14 protein-coding genes and 1 pseudogene are annotated in these 18120 nt (G+C 41.6%); 10 read left to right on the top strand and 5 right to left on the bottom strand.

Annotation, left to right across the window (positions count from 1 at the left end):
- Nucleotides 1-202 precede the first annotated feature (202 nt).
- Complete coding sequence (locus V7K49_RS15360; protein ID WP_335206279.1) at nt 203-1120, bottom strand: AbiJ-NTD4 domain-containing protein; 918 nt, start codon at nt 1118-1120, stop codon at nt 203-205.
- A gap of 558 nt (nt 1121-1678) precedes the next feature.
- Here V7K49_RS15360 and V7K49_RS15355 point away from each other — a divergent pair.
- Nucleotides 1679-2080 (top strand): annotated as a pseudogene (locus V7K49_RS15355) (hypothetical protein); the annotation flags it as partial.
- A gap of 178 nt (nt 2081-2258) precedes the next feature.
- Here V7K49_RS15355 and V7K49_RS15350 read toward each other — a convergent pair.
- The 4 genes from V7K49_RS15350 to V7K49_RS15335 all read right to left on the bottom strand — a co-directional run bounded on the left by V7K49_RS15350 (nt 2259) and on the right by V7K49_RS15335 (nt 9859).
- Entirely contained in the window at nt 2259-3257 is a 999-nt protein-coding gene (locus V7K49_RS15350; protein WP_334871512.1) for an RNA polymerase sigma factor, RpoD/SigA family, read from the bottom strand.
- Between the two features lie 618 nt (nt 3258-3875).
- Nucleotides 3876-4157 carry a peptidase gene (locus V7K49_RS15345; RefSeq protein ID WP_334871513.1) on the bottom strand — a complete coding sequence of 94 codons (282 nt, stop codon included), beginning with the start codon at nt 4155-4157 and terminating at the stop codon, nt 3876-3878.
- A gap of 393 nt (nt 4158-4550) precedes the next feature.
- Nucleotides 4551-4976 carry a DUF4363 family protein gene (locus V7K49_RS15340; protein WP_335206278.1) on the bottom strand — a complete coding sequence of 142 codons (426 nt, stop codon included), beginning with the start codon at nt 4974-4976 and terminating at the stop codon, nt 4551-4553.
- 227 nt (nt 4977-5203) lie between these two features.
- Nucleotides 5204-9859 carry a GAF domain-containing protein gene (locus tag V7K49_RS15335; RefSeq protein WP_335206277.1) on the bottom strand — a complete coding sequence of 1552 codons (4656 nt, stop codon included), beginning with the start codon at nt 9857-9859 and terminating at the stop codon, nt 5204-5206.
- A gap of 283 nt (nt 9860-10142) precedes the next feature.
- Between V7K49_RS15335 and V7K49_RS15330 the strand changes: the two genes are divergently transcribed.
- The 9 genes from V7K49_RS15330 to V7K49_RS15290 all read left to right on the top strand — a co-directional run bounded on the left by V7K49_RS15330 (nt 10143) and on the right by V7K49_RS15290 (nt 18103).
- Nucleotides 10143-10466 (top strand): YnfA family protein, encoded by a 324-nt coding sequence (locus V7K49_RS15330; RefSeq protein ID WP_334871516.1) that lies wholly within the window; start codon nt 10143-10145, stop codon nt 10464-10466.
- 366 nt (nt 10467-10832) lie between these two features.
- Nucleotides 10833-12251: an ammonium transporter gene (locus V7K49_RS15325; protein ID WP_442948670.1), complete on the top strand. Its 1419-nt coding sequence runs from the start codon at nt 10833-10835 to the stop codon at nt 12249-12251.
- A gap of 130 nt (nt 12252-12381) precedes the next feature.
- Entirely contained in the window at nt 12382-13218 is an 837-nt protein-coding gene (locus tag V7K49_RS15320) for an SGNH/GDSL hydrolase family protein (protein ID WP_335206275.1), read from the top strand.
- Between the two features lie 119 nt (nt 13219-13337).
- The gene (locus V7K49_RS15315; RefSeq protein ID WP_335206274.1) at nt 13338-14552 is read left to right on the top strand and encodes a 4-hydroxy-3-methylbut-2-enyl diphosphate reductase; all 1215 of its coding nucleotides are present in this window, start codon (nt 13338-13340) and stop codon (nt 14550-14552) included.
- A 126-nt stretch (nt 14553-14678) separates the two neighbouring features.
- Nucleotides 14679-15458, top strand: a complete 780-nt coding sequence (locus V7K49_RS15310) for a class I SAM-dependent methyltransferase (RefSeq protein ID WP_335206272.1) — start codon at nt 14679-14681, stop codon at nt 15456-15458.
- 13 nt (nt 15459-15471) lie between these two features.
- Nucleotides 15472-16704: a precorrin-6y C5,15-methyltransferase (decarboxylating) subunit CbiE gene (cbiE, locus tag V7K49_RS15305; RefSeq protein ID WP_335206271.1), complete on the top strand. Its 1233-nt coding sequence runs from the start codon at nt 15472-15474 to the stop codon at nt 16702-16704.
- A 130-nt stretch (nt 16705-16834) separates the two neighbouring features.
- Nucleotides 16835-17542, top strand: coding sequence for a hypothetical protein (locus V7K49_RS15300; RefSeq protein ID WP_335206270.1), 708 nt, complete (start codon nt 16835-16837; stop codon nt 17540-17542).
- 133 nt (nt 17543-17675) lie between these two features.
- Nucleotides 17676-17879 carry a type II toxin-antitoxin system HicB family antitoxin gene (locus tag V7K49_RS15295; protein ID WP_335206269.1) on the top strand — a complete coding sequence of 68 codons (204 nt, stop codon included), beginning with the start codon at nt 17676-17678 and terminating at the stop codon, nt 17877-17879.
- The gene (locus V7K49_RS15290; protein WP_335206268.1) at nt 17876-18103 is read left to right on the top strand and encodes a type II toxin-antitoxin system HicA family toxin; all 228 of its coding nucleotides are present in this window, start codon (nt 17876-17878) and stop codon (nt 18101-18103) included. Before V7K49_RS15295 ends, V7K49_RS15290 begins: the two co-directional genes overlap by 4 nt.
- Nucleotides 18104-18120: the final 17 nt, after the last annotated feature.

Genomic DNA, 18120 nt, shown 5'->3' with positions numbered 1-18120 from the left:
ACTATTTTTTCTCGAAGTTCGACAGAATATGACTTCATTTAAAAGTATTTATATTTTAATCTAGTGTACCTCATAACAGACGGAAGTGCTGTAAGTAGAGTACATCAGGGTGCATTGTGTATTGCTTATGCACCCTGATGTACTCTACAACTTAACTTGAAATCTTCTGTTGAGTTGAAGAATGAAACCCAATCTGCTGATACTATTCTTGCTGCTGATTGTTAAAGTCAATTCCTGCTTTTATAATTTTTCCTTTAAGATAGTTAGTGAAAGCAGAGCAAGACACAAGCATAAACTTGGCATCTTCAAAGTCAAGGTCAGATTCATCTAGTAAGGCATGGCGTATACCGTCAGCATCACTTGTATAACCGTACAACTGACTAAATGCTTTACTTAAGGCAGGGTGTAAATCAAGTTTTTGTTCTTTTTCTATCATATTTAAAGCTTTTCCCAATGTTGCTTTTTTATCATTGGCAATTAGGCAGCAAATTGATTCCACAGCGCTAATAGATTCTTTTATAGAATTCCTATAATCAGGATTTTCTTTTCTCGACAAATAAGTGAGTGCAGTATTAATGTGATTGGATACTGGAGCTAATCTATCTTCGCCTGCTAAAGCTTCTTCTATTATATTGATTTCCGTCTCTGAGGTTATTGGTGTAATTATCAAGTCAAGAAAACGATAGCCGGACAATTCACGTTCAAGAACATCATTGCATAAGCCAATAAACTGTTCTAACGTAGAATCGTTTCTGTAATTTCTAGCAATAAACTCTAAAAAATCATAAATTTCATACCATTTATATTCAAAAAAAGATTGTTTTATAAAAGTATAGTCTTGTCTCCAGTACCATGATAAATTATCAAATTGCTGCTTAAAATGAGAAAACCACAAATTAATAACTAAAGATTTTATATCATCTCTTTCAACATATTTGTATGTGGATGATTCTTTTTCCCTATAGTCTATATGGTAACCCTGATAATATCTTTCTAGTTGGCTCCAAAATAATAAAACTAAGACATTCCATAAGCTGTTACGCAGATCATCATTCATTGACTCAATCTGCATAATGTCTCTCTTAGGTTTAAAGCCATGCCTCTGAGAAAACGTATCCATACTTTAGCTTTTTTAAGTCACTCAATTAGATATGTTATAGCGTAATTAAAGAGGATCTACTTAACTCTAAAGTTTAAAACTGACTGTAGTTGTATTATTTTAATTTAAGCGAACGCTCAACTCAAGCAGGTGATACTGATGAGCGACATGAAGAAGGCGCATGAAGTAGCGGCGATCGCTCTACTCCAAAATCTCTCTTTTCATCTCTTCCAACTTTGTGTAGTATATTGTATTATATAAATATCCTGCGTGCCCTAACTCGTGTGAGCCTACATACTAATACGAGAGGAACGGTAACACTGCCAAATGCAGTGGGCGTGTGTGAACGGGGAGTGCGAAGAATCTGGGAGGTTGGCTAAAAAGTAGCCATCCTTGAAAGAGTGTGTAACAACTCACCAGCGGAGTCCCTCTAGTAACTGAGAACACGCAACGCTCTGCCAACTTGCACGCAGAATTATTATTAATTCCTAATTCGTAATTCGTAATTAAGAAAATTAGATTTCATCTCGGTTTCTAGAATTGCATCTGTAGCCTTCTTTTAAAAAGTTGGTATTATTTATGGCTGATATCCGTAAGCTAATCAACCAAATTGCGATCGCAGAAACACAGTTGTTTGCTACCCAATTCCTTGCGCCTTGTGTTAAAGGTGGACGAGTTCGCACAAGGGTAGCCGGGATGGTCTACACCTTCACGCCAAAGCCTAGTAAATTTGAAGGTTGGGGTATCTTTGAGGCTGTGGATGAGAAGACAGCAACGGTTGTAGAAGAAGCAGACTTCCCCCAAATTGCGGAATACCTGCAAAACTTTCCCCAAATACGGCTGCGGTTAGCACACCAACTGCGGAAACAAACTTGGTTAGGATATCCCGTGAATGAAGCAGATATACGTCAACGGTTGAAGGTAGTTAAGCCGATCGCAGTCCACTTAGTTACCGAGGGTATCGCCTTTGACCACGCGGTAGGGGCGCAAGGCCTTGCGCCCCTACGACAGATGTGGTTCAAATACTTGAATTCTGCTGTAAGCAAAGAGCAATTAACAAGTGGCGAGGTGTAAATCTCCGTTACAAAACTTAATTACTCTCTTTTTTAGGAGACGCTACGCGCAGCGTCTCCTAGAGAGCGTCATTACGAATTACAAATTAACTAGCTAGATAGTTGTGTATCTTATCCTTCTGTTTTCGTAGACTACCCAAAGCTTGTTGCTCTATCTGTCTTACTCGTTCTCGACTAATACCCATACGTTGACCAATCTCCGCTAAAGAAAGTTCCTTTTCATTTGTTAAACCAAAACGCAAAGTTAATATTTCTCGTTGCTGGGGAGTTAATGTTGACAATAAAAGTTGAATATTTTGTTGGAGAAACTTTTGGTCAGCGTATAATTCTGGGGAGAGTCCATCATCCTCCAACATATCTTGTAATTCTGTATCTTTTTCTGAGCCAACTCGCAATTCTAGAGAGACAGGTTGACGTGCTAAGAGGAAATAATCTCGAATTTGTTTAGGATCTAAAGATAGTTCTTCGGCGATATCAACTGCGGTAGGAGTCCGACCTAGTTTTTGAGTTAGTTCACGTTGAATACGCTTGATTTTGTTCAGTTTTTCTGTAATATGAATAGGCAAGCGGATAGTACGTCCTTGTTCGGCGATCGCTCGTGTAATTGCCTGACGAATCCACCAATAGCCATAAGTTGAAAACTTGTACCCTTTAGTAGGGTCAAATTTCTCAACTCCTCGCTCTAAACCTAAACTTCCTTCTTGAATTAAGTCGAGGAAATCTAGGTTATGTCTTTGATACTTCTTAGCAACAGAAACCACAAGTCGCAGGTTAGCCTGAATCATTTTCTGCTTGGCTTGATGTCCCTGATGTAGCTGTTGCAGCAGTGATTTTTCACCGATATTTATATTTTCAACCCACTCTTGTTGTGTCGGTTGACGTTTTAATTGAATAGCTAATTTTTCTTTTGCAGCAAGTAAAGCTATCATTTGTTGAACTTGCTTGGCGAAATTAATCTCTTGCTCATTAGTTAATAAAGGTATACGTCCAATTTCACGAAGATAAGTACGCACTGGATCAACAGTAGATAAATATTTTTCATTTTTATTGTTTACTTCTAGAGACTGCAAAGATAGATTATTCATACTTATTTTAACCTTCAGAAATACTTGTTGGTTTAGAGGTAAATAAATTTCAATCCGAGAAAATTAGTGTAACATTCAGAAATCAAATTATAATGAAATTATTAATTTTGGATAATTAATTTGCTAAGGTGACTTGTGACTGGAATCGGTTTTTAGCTTGATTTTAAAAGGTGAAATTCAAAGATTGGTCAAGATTTTTCTCGTTGTGATCACGGATAATTATTTCGCCAAAACTAATATTTTTTAAGTTAAGAGCTTGATGTTACAGGAGCTTGTCAAAGAAGTGAAAAGGTTATGTCTGTCCAAATTCCAGTTCGTTATGAAGCAATAGAAATACCTCTATAAACAGCTTCTGCAATGGGTTTTACGGCACTGGAGACAATGGGTTATGCCTTGATTACACAATTGCTTTACCAGGGGAACCTACTTGTTTTTATATCTTAAAAGACGCGATCGCTCTTGAGTGAGGTTATAGCGCTACTCGTTTGAATGCAATACAGTCTGACCTTTCTCCTTTTAGGAGAAAGGCTTTGAATCTTACTCCCCAACGCTACAAGGGTTGGGGCTGTTCTTGTTAGGTCTGTATTCCATGCAATTAAGAACCGCCATATGTCTTTTCTAATTCTTCTCAGATTTTGACCTTTTCCTACCAAACAAACTAGTCATACTTAATCCAGTAACCAACAACCCTAATAGTCCTAGTCCGTTCAAAATCGGGTAGATTCCCTGTAAACCAAAGATTTCACCACGATGAATCGAAAGCACTAGACTACGCCCAACTCCAAGGTTAGCTGACCACTCACCTACCAGCGTAGCTGCAATACCAGTTAACAATGTTATAGCAAGCGGTAAAGCCAAAATAATTGCTAGAGTCCGGTGGTACTTGCGAAATGAACGCATTATCCAAAATCTCCAGTGGAAACTATAGCAGTTTGCAACTTGATCAAGTACAGAACTATTTATCTCCAAGCCAGATATAAAGCTTGTTTTCCTAATGTCTCCTGTCTTTTGACCGAATTCTAGATTTTAAGTTTTGGATAATGGAATTCTAAGATTCAAAATTCAAAAAGGTCTGTCCCTTGCGCGTCTTGTAAGAGTTGCCCCCGAATTTAAACGCGAAAACAATTCTATTATCCAAAATCTAAAATTATTTATTCAGAGCAACTACCTGGAAACATGGGATCAATCTAAAATCTAAAATCGTTCGACTGAGCGACTTGTACTGAGCGAAGTCGAAGTAAGCCGAAGTCCAAAATCCAAAATTGTTTGACTCCTGCTGTATGTTAGTTTTCCCTACCCTTTAGAAACAGTGGCGATATTTGTGTCAAGTGTTTGTAACCCCTTAAGAGCTTTCGCTTTATCTTTTGCTTTCAGCGCACCCTTCACCTGGGTCGCACTATCTTCGATTACATTATAGGTTTTTGAAGATTTAGTTTTGACACCATCCTCAACCTTAGACCAAGAGTTTTCAAACTTATTAAATTCCTGTTGAGCTTTGTCAAAATTTCCGGCTTGCACCGCAGTTTTTGTATTTGAAACTACACTGACCAAAGGATCAAAACCTCCCTGCGTAGTAACAGGAGCTTTAGATGCTGTTGTCCCCCCAGTGGTTTCAGTGGTAACAGGAGTCTGGGTAGTAGATTTTTGATCGCTGTTACATCCTACCAATGTCAGTAAGCCAATTGCAGTAACGGGGATGATGTAGATTAAGCGTTTCATAAGACCTCTTGAATAATCATAAATCGCCAAGTACTGACGGTATCAGCTACTATATCAGCAAACCTGTCATCTAAAGTTGCTGGAGACGTAGGAAGATTTTATGCAGGTTTTGTTTTGGTGAATACTGTAACAATCTATACTTGTGGATACTACTACGGCTGCATCAAGGCTGTTTTTGTATCTTAATTGCGGGTTTATGCCCGATCATTTTTAATTGGTAATAATGTCTAATTTGTTACTTTGTTTCTGATTAAAAAGTCTTGAATGCAGTTGAGAAATTCTTTTAACTCTAAAATTAAGTTAGTAGTATCTTTAAGCTCTTGATGGTAAGCCAATTGTTCTAGTTTGTCAGCTGCTAGGTACATAGCTGTGGCTCCAATATTGACACTAGCACCTTTAAGGTGATGAGTTTCTCGCACAATTTGCCCAAAGTCATGAGATGCGATCGCTGCAATAATTATTTCTAAACGGGGTTTAATATCTTCGACGCATACTTGCAATAGATTTAATTCAAATTCTGCGTCATTTCCCGATATCCGATGCAAGTGTTCCCAATCAATTGCTAGGTCAGTGGAAACTGTCTGTTCATACACAACTGCCTCTTGTTGTGAGGAGATCACGCCTGTCCAATGCTCTAGAGTCGCAGCCAATTTTTCTTTAAACACTGGCTTACTCAGATAGTCGTCCATTCCGGCATTCAGACACATTTGTTCGTCTTCTTTCATCGCATTAGCCGTCATCGCAATCACCACAGGACGACGACGCAGGGCAAAAGCGTCCTCTTGCCAACGATGAATTTCTTTTGTGGTTTCCAAACCGTCGAGAATTGGCATTTGGCAATCCATTAGAATCAAATCGTAAGGAATTTTTTCTAATAACTGCAAAACTTCCTTTCCATTAGCAACAACATCGGCTTTATAGCCCAAACTCTGGAGTTGCTTCAAGGCTACTTTCTGATTTACCAAATTATCTTCAGCTAGCAGAATTCTTAACTTGGATTTAGTAGAGGGGTTAGGGGAAGAGAAAGTAAGAATGCCTGAAGTTTCTGTACTCTGGATTTCTTCAATAGCCTCAAGCCTTGAGCCTCTAGCCCCTTGCTCTGATTCCGGCACAGTTTCTAAAATAGTTATGATGGTATCGCGCAGTCGTGATGGCTTAATGGGTTTGACCAAATAAGCAGCAAATCCGATTTGGAGCGCCTGCTGCACTTGATCCCGTTGATTAGTAGAGATGATCATAATCAAAGGGATCTCAGCAATTGCAGAATTGGCTTTAATTTGTTCTCCTAAAGTCATGCTATTTGTTTGGGGTATTTGCATATCAACCAAGGCGACATCATAGGATTTTCCTTGCTCACAAGCTTTCTGAATAACTTTCAGGGCCGCAGCAATACTGTCAGCTTGATCTACCTGCATTCCCCAATGAGTAGCTTGATGGTAGATAATTTTGCAATTAGTAGCGTTGTTATCTACTATTAACAAGCGGCGATTGTGTAAAAGTCCGCGTTCGGATTTTGGCAAAACAGGCTCAACAAGCTTTGTAAAAAGCACCTCAAACCAAAACTTAGATCCTTTCTCCATCTGACTTTCTATCCCAATCACTCCTCCCATCAAGGTCACCAGTTGTTTACAGATGGCTAATCCCAAACCGGTACCACCATACTTGCGAGTCGTAGAAGCATCCACTTGGGTAAATGGCGTAAAGAGTTTGCGTTGGTCTTCAGGGCTAATGCCAAGACCTGTATCTGTGATGGCAAAATGGATGGTGGCTGTAGTGGAGGAAAGCGAACGCAATTCGGCTTGCACTAATACTTCACCAGCGCTGGTGAACTTGATCGCGTTGCTGATTAAGTTCATGAGAATTTGCCGCAGCCTACCACTATCTCCTTTCAGGTGGCTGGGGACGTTGTGCTCAATCATGGCGGCAATTTCTAATCCCTTGTTATGAGCTGAGGGAGCCAATAATTCCACTACTTCTTCCACACAAGTGGATAGGTCAAAATCTAGAGTTTCAAGAGCCATCTCTCCAGCCTCAAGTTTGGAAAGATCCAAAATCTCGTTGATTAAACTTAAAAGGGCCTCTCCACTACTCCGAATTGTTTCAATAAAATCTCGCTGTTCTGCATCTAAGGGAGTATCTAACACTAAACCGGTCATTCCCAATACAGCATTCATCGGAGTCCGAATTTCATGACTTATATTTGCCAAAAAGGCACTTTTCGTCTGAGAAGCTAATTCCGCTTGGCGACGGGCAATTTCAAGTTCTTGTCGCTGACGAGTTTCTGCTGCTAATAGTTGGGCTTGGGCTAAGGCAATACCTACTTGGTCGGCTATTTGCCGCAAAAGATCAGTTTCAAAATTAGACCAGTGGTGGGAATCATCACACTGATGAACTATGAGCAAACCGCGAAGTTCTTCTTTGACAAGAATGGGCACAACCAAATTGACTTTGACCCCAAACTGTTGCATTAATTCCAGATGGCTTTGTTCGACTTTCAGCAGATCCAAATTAGCCAGCCCTAAAACGTGTCCTTGACGGTACTGCTGTAGATAGTATTGTTGTAGATATTCCGCTTGGAAGTAGGGGGGAGTGATGCTTTGCTCTTTGATTGCTGGTAAGCCAGAAACTACTGCTTCAATAACGGTAGGTGCAGACTCATCTGGCAAAAGCTGATAGATCAAAACTCGGTCAGTCTGGAGAATCTTTTGCACCTCCTCGACAGTGATTTGGAGAATTTCTTCGATTTGTAAAGACTGGCGAATCTTGAGGGTGATTTCGGTAAATAGTTGCGATCGCAAGTTTTGGCGTTGTACTTCTTCTTCAGCCTGTTTACGCTGAATAAACTGCCCCACTTGCTCGCCAATCGAATTCATCGTTTTTGCTAAATCTTCGTCAGGTGGCTGGATTTCACGATTGAAACAGGTAATGACACCAAGGATTTTGTGACCGCTGCGGATCGGAAAACCAAAAGCTGCCTGTAATTCTACTTGAGCGTTAATTTTGAAGCGGGAGAAACTGAGTTCTTTAACAACATCAGCGATCCAAACAGGTTTAGAACTAGCCCAAACCCGACCAGGTAGTCCAATTCCTGGTGGAAAGGTGGTTTGGCGATTCAGTGCTTCAAACTCTTGCACCTCAAGGGATGCTTTATGCCACATATCGAGAAAACGCAGCACATTTGCTTGCTGATCTACCATCCAAATTTCACCCAAATCCCATCCCAAACTCTCGCAGATCCCTTGCAGTATTTGGTGAGTAGCTTCGCCCGTCGTGGTGGACTCCGCTAAAACGCGGGTTGCAGCATATTGTGCAGTCAGATGCTGTTCAGATCGTTTGCGATCAGTGATGTCAATGCCAGTGCTAACTATGTGTTCCACTGATCCTTCATAGTCTTTTAAGAAGGTATTCGACCAGGAAATCAGTCGCCGACTGCCATCCTTCATTAGCCAATAGTTTTCGTACTCTAAGAAGCCTCCACCAGTTAGCAATTGCTCAAAAACTGCTTTGACTGACTCCACCTCTTCAGGAATTAGGAACAAGTTCCAGAAATACCTACCCCTCACCTCATCGAATGAGTAACCTGTTATTTGCTCACAAGCTTGATTGAAGCGAACGATTTTCCCTTGAGAGTCAAAAACTATTACTAAAGCGCTGGCTGTATCAAGGACTGCTGAGATGAAGTTGCGTTCTTGATTTAAGGTTTCTTCTTTCCTTTGGCGCTCAATCACCTGACGATAGATGAAGTAGTAGACTACAGCCAGAACGATAAAACTGACGCAGATGGCGATCGCAAATGTCAGAATTGTGTTGCGACTCGTGGCCTTTTTTGCTTGTGACTGCTGTTGGAGTCGTCCCCCTTCCTCGGTTTCCATCTCATTGATCACCTTGCGGCTATCATCCATGAGATTTTGTTGATTATTTCTCACTATTACTTGCAATGCCGCCTCTAATCCCTTGTTCTGGCGCAAGTCGATAGTCTGTTTGAGTTGAGTGAGTTTAGCCGTTATCAGAGATTCAAGCGTTGTGATCTGCTGTCGTTGGTTCGGTTGATCTATTGTTAAACTCTTCAGTTTGGGAATTTCTTGATCGACGTTAGCAAGTGCTGTTTGATAAGGTTTGAGATAAATTTGTTTTCCAGTGAGGATATAACCATTTTGCTCAGTCTCCGCATCCTTGATTTGGGACAGTAGTTCTTCTATACTGTTAATTTTTTTAGAAGTATTTTTTCCGATACTGCCATTATTAGTATATGCTCTTGTATTTTGATCAGAAACCACACCAATCAAAACTAAAATTGCCGACGCCAAACTGAAACCTGCCACAATCCTTTTGAAAAATTGCTTGCGTACCCTCTGCGTCTGTTTGCCTTTGTTGGTCATAAGTACCAAACTTGCTAAATTTCGGCGCAATTCCAGTTGCTTAATGACTTGACGACCTAAGGTTCGTAATGCTTCTATCTGATCTGGAGTAAGTTCTCGTGGTACGTAGTCAATCACGCAAAGTGTTCCTAGCGCATATCCCTCAGGATTAATTAGAGGTACACCAGCATAAAACCGAATATTTGGGTCAGATGTTACCAGTGGGTTTGCGGCGAACCGTTCGTCATTTGTTGCGTCAGGCACAATCAAAACATCAGGCTGTAGAATAGCATGGGCACAGAATGCCAAATCTCGATGTGTTTCTTGGGCATCCAAACCGACTTTTGACTTGAACCACTGACGGTTTGTATCAATTAAGCTAATTAAACCAATAGGAGTCTGACAAATATACGAGGCTAAACGGGTGACATCGTCAAAAGCGCCTTCAGATGGCGTATCGAGGATTTTATACTGCAAAAGCGTCTCGATTCTCTGTACTTCGTTATCAGGTAATAGTGCTTTCATCCTTGAGCCTTATCTACATTCTGGGGACTGGGGAAGAAGCAGAGGGGCAGGGGGAAGAAGCAGGGGGCAGGGGAGGCAGGGGAGGCAGGGGAGGCAGGAGAGCAGGAAATAACCAATCCCCAATGCTCCATGCCCAATGCCTAATGCCCAATGCCCAATACCCAATGCCCAATGCCCAATGCCCAATGCCCAGTTCAACAAACTTACTTTAATTAATGACAATAGTTTAGTTAAAAGCGTTAGCGTAATTTCACTGAGTTCGACTTATTAAAAAATCAGTCAAATGATTAAGTCCTTACTGTATTTTTTGTGGGCTGGTTTATTTGAAATCGGGGGCGGCTACCTAGTCTGGTTGTGGTTGCGTGAAGGTAAGCCGTTCTGGTGGGGCATACTGGGTGGAATTGCTTTAGCTTTCTATGGGGTTATTGCAACTCTCCAATCAGCAAATTTTGGCAGAGTGTATGCAGCTTATGGTGGCGTGTTTATCGCAATGGCAATGCTTTGGGGTTGGAAGGTAGACGGGGTAACTCCAGACCGCTACGACCTAATAGGAGCAAGTTTCGCTTTAGTGAGTGTTTTTATTATCATGTTTGCACCCAGAACTTAATTGACACTCTTAGTGCTTTTAGGGCTGATATTTGGGCAGATTCTCTGATAATTTAGAATAATTATCAATTCTCACAAGGATCTTGGTTTGTAACAGTAGGTAACTAAAAATTTGGAATTTTGTAGCGGTTGAATAAAATGTTATTCTTCAAAAAAAAGATGCAATGATTGCACATGTACACCCTTATTTAAATCTTGGCAACTACAATCAGGATTATATTTTTGTTAACATTTGCAGAAAATTAAGGTTAAGTATCTTTCAAGACAAAAATGTCTAACTAAAAGGAATCAAATGTAGTGAAGTATACAAATAATTGGTGCTTAGGAAGAAAAACAAGTGTTGAAGAAAGTTGTAATGATTGGGGCTATGACCCTACTGATTTTGGGTGTACCGCTGATGGGCAATGCTTTTGCCCAAACCCCAGATGCTGCGCCGCCTACTGCTGATACTGGAGATACGGCATTTATGCTGATTTCAGCAGCACTCGTGCTGCTAATGACACCAGGATTAGCGTTTTTCTATGGTGGATTTGTGCGATCGCGCAATATCCTAAACACATTGATGATGAGCTTTGTGGTGATGGCGATCGTGGGAGTTACCTGGATTTTGTGGGGCTATAGTCTTGCCTTTGCGCCAGGTTTACCGTTCATCGGTGGATTGCAATGGTTGGGGTTGAATGGTGTCGGTTTAGAGATTCAAGGCTACTTGCCGCATCTGCCATACGAAGATGCGCTCAAAGCAGCAGACTCTAAATATGCTGATGTTGTCTTCTATGCCGGAACGATTCCCCACCAGGCGTTCACGATTTATCAAGCCATGTTTGCGATTATCACCCCAGCCTTAATTTCTGGGGCGATCGTTGAGCGGATGAGTTTCCGCGCCTATTCGCTGTTTGTGCTGCTGTGGTCAACCTTTGTTTACGCCCCCCTGGCCCACATGGTATGGGCGAAAGGTGGATTTTTAGGTTTGTACGGTGGTTTGGGTGCCCTCGACTTTGCAGGTGGCACAGTAGTTCATATTAGTTCTGGCGTTTCAGCTCTAGTAGCTGCGATCGTCCTTGGGCCTCGGAAAACCTATCCTGATCGTCTTAGCCCTCCACACAATGTTCCTTTCATTTTGCTGGGTGCTGGCTTGCTGTGGTTTGGCTGGTTCGGTTTCAATGCTGGAAGTGCCTTATCTGTTGCTAGTGGAACTTCTGGTAACTTGACAACAAATTTAGCAACAACAGCCTTTGTTGCCACCAATACAGCGGCGGCGGCAGCGGCTTTAATGTGGCTAATTTTAGAAGCAGTTTTACGGGGGAAACCGACTGCCGTGGGAGCGGCTACAGGAGCCGTTGCTGGTTTAGTGGGCATCACTCCCGCCGCTGGATTTGTGACACCGCTATCAGCGATTTTAGTTGGTTTCGTTACCGCCTTGGTTTGTTTCTATGCTGTGAGTTTCAAGCACAAGCTAGAAATTGACGATGCCTTAGATACCTATCCTGTGCATGGCGTTGGTGGTACAGTGGGGGCAATTTTAACAGCCATCCTTGCCACGACTGAAGTCAACGGTGGAGGTAAAGACGGAGTGCTGCGTGGTAATTTTGGTGAATTGGGAGTTGAACTAGTAGCAATTGCCGTTGCCTATGCGATCGCAGGTGTTGGTACGTGGATTATTCTCAAGGTTATCGATGCTACAGTCGGGCTGCGAGTCAAAGAGGAAGCTGAATTGCAAGGTTTGGATATCAACGAACACGGTGAAGAAGGTTACAACTCCGAGTTTGGCGATCGTCCCACTTTGTAAACAGGGCTGAGTCATTCAATTTTAGATTTTGAATTTTGGATTGAAAGAAAAATCTAAAATCCAAAATTGGGGTAATTTGCGATCGCTAGCGTTAAAATTTGATTCTAATAATTGGTAAATTTCGCTAGTCGTGTCTACTTCAGCAAAAACCTTTCCGATCTGGGCATTTTTCTCGCTGTTAACCAACGGCATCCTCATGTTGGCGGTCATCCTGCTAATTTGGCAACAGCAGAGATTGGCCGCCTTTTTTGGGGGGGTAATAACATCCCCAGAGCCAATCAACCTGAACAACTCACCTCAAATTGTTACACCTGATTTAGGTCGCCGTCACCAACTCACTTACCAGGAGTGGGTAAACATCCTTAAGCAAGAAGCCAAGGTAGCTGCTGACCAACGGACTCCGCATTTAAGCATACTGGCGGGAGATTCTTTGAGTCTGTGGTTTCCCCCCGAGTTATTACCCGAAGGTAAAAATTGGCTCAATCAAGGAATTTCTGGCGAAACCAGCAATGGACTTTTGAAAAGATTGAAGATATTTGACCGCACCCAGCCAGAGTTAATTTTTGTGATGATTGGTATTAATGACCTAATTGGGGGGATGAGCGACGGGGTAATTTTAGATAATCAGCGGCAAATTATTAGTTACCTACGAAAGGCGCATCCCACAGCCCAAATTATTGTCCAATCGATTTTGCCACACGGGGCAGAGGAAGCAACCTGGAAAGGACGAGAGAAACTCCAGACTATTGCCAATAGTCGCATTCGCCAGTTGAATCAGCAACTGCAAAGCATTTCTACCAAAAAAGGTGTCAAATATCTCGATTTATATCCCCTGTTTACCAACAAGCTAGGTAATCTCCGCCGCGAATTTACTACTGATGGCTTACATTTAAGCCCTGAAGGCTATATAGTTTGGCGTTCTGCATTGCAGATTTATAGCGAAATCGAATTAAAACCCCAGCGTTAACGTCCTTCGAGGGAAAAAGGGTAAAGCACAAAAAGAAGTAATATCTTTGAAGACAACTGTGTATAAATCGCCTCTTGGCGCGAGAAAATAAAAAATAGTGGTTTAAGTAGACAAATCAAATGGATACAAAAGCTTTTAAGCGCAGCCTGCAACATTCAGAGAATTACAATCGCAAGGGCTTTGGTCATAAAGCAGAAGTTGCCACCCAGTTGCAATCTGAGTATCAGAGTAACTTGATTCAAGAAATTCGCGATCGCAATTACACCCTACAACGAGGTGATGTGACGATCCGACTAGCACAAGCCTTTGGCTTTTGCTGGGGTGTAGAACGAGCTGTGGCCATGGCCTACGAAACCCGTCAGCACTTCCCCACAGAACACATTTGGATTACTAACGAGATTATCCACAACCCTTCTGTAAATCAACGGATGCAGGAGATGGAGGTAGAATTCATCCCCATTGAAGGAAAGAATAAAGACTTTTCTGTTGTTGGAACTGGTGATGTAGTTATATTACCTGCTTTTGGGGCTAGCGTTCAAGAAATGCAGATACTTCACGATAAAGGTTGCAAAATTGTTGATACAACTTGTCCTTGGGTATCTAAAGTTTGGAATACAGTAGAAAAACACAAAAGAGTCGATTATACTTCCATTATTCACGGTAAATATAAGCACGAAGAAACAGTCGCTACTAGTTCCTTTGCTGGCAAGTATTTAATAGTGTTGAATTTGCCAGAAGCAGAATATGTTGCTGACTATATTAGCAATGGTGGGAACCGTGAAGAATTTCTGACAAAATTTGCTAAAGCTTGTTCAGCAGGATTTGATCCCGATCAGGATTTAGAAAGAGTTGGCATTGCCAACCAAACTACGATGCTTAAAGGCGAAACTGAGCAAATTGGCAAGCTTTTTGAGCGGACTATGTTGCAAAAGTATGGCCCCACTGAGTTAAATCAGCATTTCCAAAGCTTCAATACCATCTGTGACGCTACCCAAGAACGGCAAGATGCAATGTTAGAGCTAGTAGAAGATAATTTAGATTTGATGGTAGTAATTGGTGGGTTTAATTCATCGAATACTACTCAATTGCAACAAATTGCTTTTGAGCGGGTAATTCCTTCCTATCATATTGATACTGTTGAACGGATTAAATCAGGATATTCGATAGAACATCGGCAATTAAATGGGCAGTTAATAACTACAGAAAACTGGTTACCAGATGGAGAAATTGTCGTGGGAATTACTTCTGGTGCTTCTACGCCAGATAAGGTGGTAGAAGATGTGATTAAGAAAATTTTTACTGTGAAAGCAACAGCAATACTGGTTGAACAGTGATCAGTTATTGATTTTATCTCTTGGTGAAACACTACACCTATAACAGTTATCAGTAACTAGTGAACAATAGTTACTGATAACTGTTGACTGTTCACTATATTTAAAAATTTGTGAGAAATTCAATAAATGGCTATTTATGAGCAAATTGGTAAAGGCTATGATTTGACTCGTCGGGCTGACCTGGAAATTTGTGCCCAATTAGCTGTTCACCTTCAGCTAAAATCAGATTACTCATATCTAGATGTAGCGTGTGGCACTGGAAATTACACACTAGCTTTGGCAAAATATGGTGGTGTTTGGTATGGAGTAGACCAGTCGAAACAGATGATTGATACTGCTACGAATAAGAGTAATGGTGTAGCTTGGCAAGTTGCAGAAGCTGAGGCGTTACCTTATGCTGATGAGACTTTCTCTGGTGTATTATGCACGCTAGCAATACATCATTTTGCTGCATTAACTCCTGCTTTTCAGGAAATTTACCGTGTCTTGGCTGCTGGTTGTTTTGTATTATTTACTGCCACACCTGAGCAAATAAATAAATATTGGTTAGTCGGATATTTTCCAGAGGCTATATATAAATCTGCTGAACAGATGTCAAGTTTAGAAAAGGTCAAATATGCTCTCAATGAGACAGGTTTTAAATCAATAGATATCGAACCTTATTCTATTTCGGAAAACTTACAAGACCTGTTTTTATATAGTGGAAAACATCGTCCGGAAATATATTTAGACGAGAATGTGCGTTCTGGAATTTCTACCTTTGCTTTGCTAGCTTCTGCGGATGAAATCGCAGCAGGGTGTGAAAGGCTAGCAGCAGATATTAACACAGGACGCATCACAGAGATTGTCAATAAATATGAAAACAATCAAGGAGATTACTTGTTTGTAATCGCCAGTAAAGTATGAATCATGAATTAGCATGACACAGAAATGGCTTTCTATCGTCGGTATTGGAGAAGATGGATTACAGGGGTTAAGCGCGATCGCTCTTTCCCTAATCACTCAAGCTAAAGTAATTGTAGGAGGCGATCGCCATTTAGCAATGCTCCCTACAGATGATCAACGTGAGAAACTAATCTGGACATCCCCGATTAGCGCCTCAGTTGAGGAAATCATCCAGCGGCGGGGTGAATCAATTTGTGTACTCGCAAGCGGCGATCCGATGTGTTACGGCATTGGTGTTACCTTGACACGGCGAATTCCCATTTCAGAAATGACGATTATTCCCGCACCTTCAGCCTTCAGCCTCGTCTGTGCCAAGGTTGGATGGTCTTTAACTGAGGTAGAAACCTTGAGTTTGAATAGTCGTCCATCCTCCCTACTCCAGTCTTACATCTATCCGGGAGCTAGGCTGTTAATTTTAAGTGAAGGGAAGGACACACCCGCCATTGTTGCCCAAATTTTGACAAATCGCGGCTATGGTGGCAGCAAAATCACCGTATTGGAGCGCATGGGTGGCATTCATGAAAGAATTGTGGAAGGTACGGCTGCATCTTGGAGTGAAACTGAAGTTGCTGCTTTGAATGCGATCGCAGTTTATTGTATTGCTGATGCTGGGGTTATCCCTTTACCAAGATTACCAGGACTACCAGATAACGCCTACCACCACGATGGACAGTTAACGAAGCGTGAAGTTAGGGCAATCACCTTAGCAGCTTTAGCACCCACACCGGGAGAATTGTTGTGGGATGTGGGCGCGGGTTGCGGCTCGATTTCTATTGAATGGATGCGAAGCCATGCTCGGTGTCGGGCGATCGCGATCGAACAAAACTCGTCTAGACTACTATATATTGCTGATAATGCCGCCACTCTCGGTACTCCAAATCTGCAAATCATTGAAGGGAAAGCGCCCCATACCCTGAAAGATTTGCCAGCACCAGATGCCATTTTTATTGGTGGTGGGGTGACAACAACGGGACTTTTTGATGTTTGCTGGGAAGCATTGCGATCGGGTGGACGTTTGGTGGCAAATGTTGTGACGGTAGAAGGTGAGCAAACTTTATTTCAATGGCATGAACGAGTCGGTGGCGATTTAACTCGTATTGGCATTCAGCGGGCGGAACCTATTGGTAAATTTTTGGGCTGGCGAGCAATGGCACCGGTGACGCAATGGGTAGTTGTGAAATCTGAAACTAAGCGATCGCTTTTGTAGTTTAGTTATAGTTGGTAAAACGAAATATCTAACGACAAGTTTGGAGCGCGTCTGTACTAGTTTAGTCTGGTCAAAAACCGAGAATTAGCATAATATCTCAGTAATATCCCCCTTGCGCCCAGTTGATTTTATGTACGTAAACGCAAGACTACCTTTCTTAGGATTGCTGAAAGTTTCTCTTTTGGGAGTTGCATTTCCCCTGTTGTTGACAAGTCATAATTGGGCGCAAGCAAATACTAAGCAAGAAAATAGTGTGCTGTACGCTCAAACACCAGCACAGTCTAAACCGCAACCGAGTAAGCCTGCTGATTCAAAAAAGACAAATTTACCACCTCAAGAGCAAAAGCAACAGGAAGGTGAAAAATCTGATGAAGATAAGCAGCAGGATCTACCTTGGACTGTAACAGCAGCTACGCTTGCAGTTGTGGTAGTTTTGTACTTGGGAATTCTTCGATTCTATCCCCTATTGCTGCTACGGCTACCTGCGGAATTGAAGGTTCCGAAAACACCAATCACACCAGCCGAGTTCAAATTTCCACTTGGTTTTGTAATTTGGTTAAAATATCGTCCTAGAGTATTGGATGCTTGGGTTCAGAAAGACATTAATCCTTTTGAGAAAAAATTTTTAAAGAATGAAACCATTGATGAGCGCAAAGATTACGTTTCTCTTCCTGTGGAGTTCAACAAGCAGGAGATTGAGGAACTGACAGCAATAGATTTAAGAAAAACTTTTGAAACAGAAAAGCGAGTACGACTGCTGATTTGGGGAGAAGGAGGTTCAGGAAAAACAACTATTGCCTGTCAAATTGCAAAATGGGCAATTGGGCGTAGGGGATAATGCGTAGGCTAGCAAGAACCGTAGGCATCGCGCCTTTCAAATTTTCGCACTTCAATTACAATGCGTAGGCGCAGCCCGGCGCAGGCATCGCTAAAAATCATTAAAAATAGAAAAGTAAGTTCATTGCCAAGTTATGAAACTCAAAGTTCTATTAGAACCCAGTGACGAAGGCGGATACACCGTTCATGTTCCCTCACTTCCTGGCTGTATCAGTGAGGGAGAAACAGTAGAAGAAGCATTAGAGAATATCCAAGAAGCAATAGAACTTTACCTTGAGCCATTGGAAGATGAATTGATTACTCAAGAAGGCGTAATTGTCAGGGAATTGGTACTGTGAGCAAAGTTCCCAATTTACCCTACACTCAGATTATCGCTGCTTTAGAACGGAATGGATGGATAGTTGTACGCCAGCAAGGTAGTCACATTAGATTGGAAAAAACCTTACCAGATGAAGTTTTGAAATTAACTGTTCCAGCTCATCGGCCAGTTAAGCGTTCCACCCTAGCTAAGATTTTAAAGCAGGCTCGTATAGACCTAGAAAGATTTTTAGATTTGTTGTAGCCAAAGATAGCATAAAT

The organism is Nostoc sp., from assembly GCF_036919675.1.
GTDB lineage: Bacteria > Cyanobacteriota > Cyanobacteriia > Cyanobacteriales > Nostocaceae > Nostoc.
This window is presented reverse-complemented; position numbering and strand designations above follow the sequence as displayed.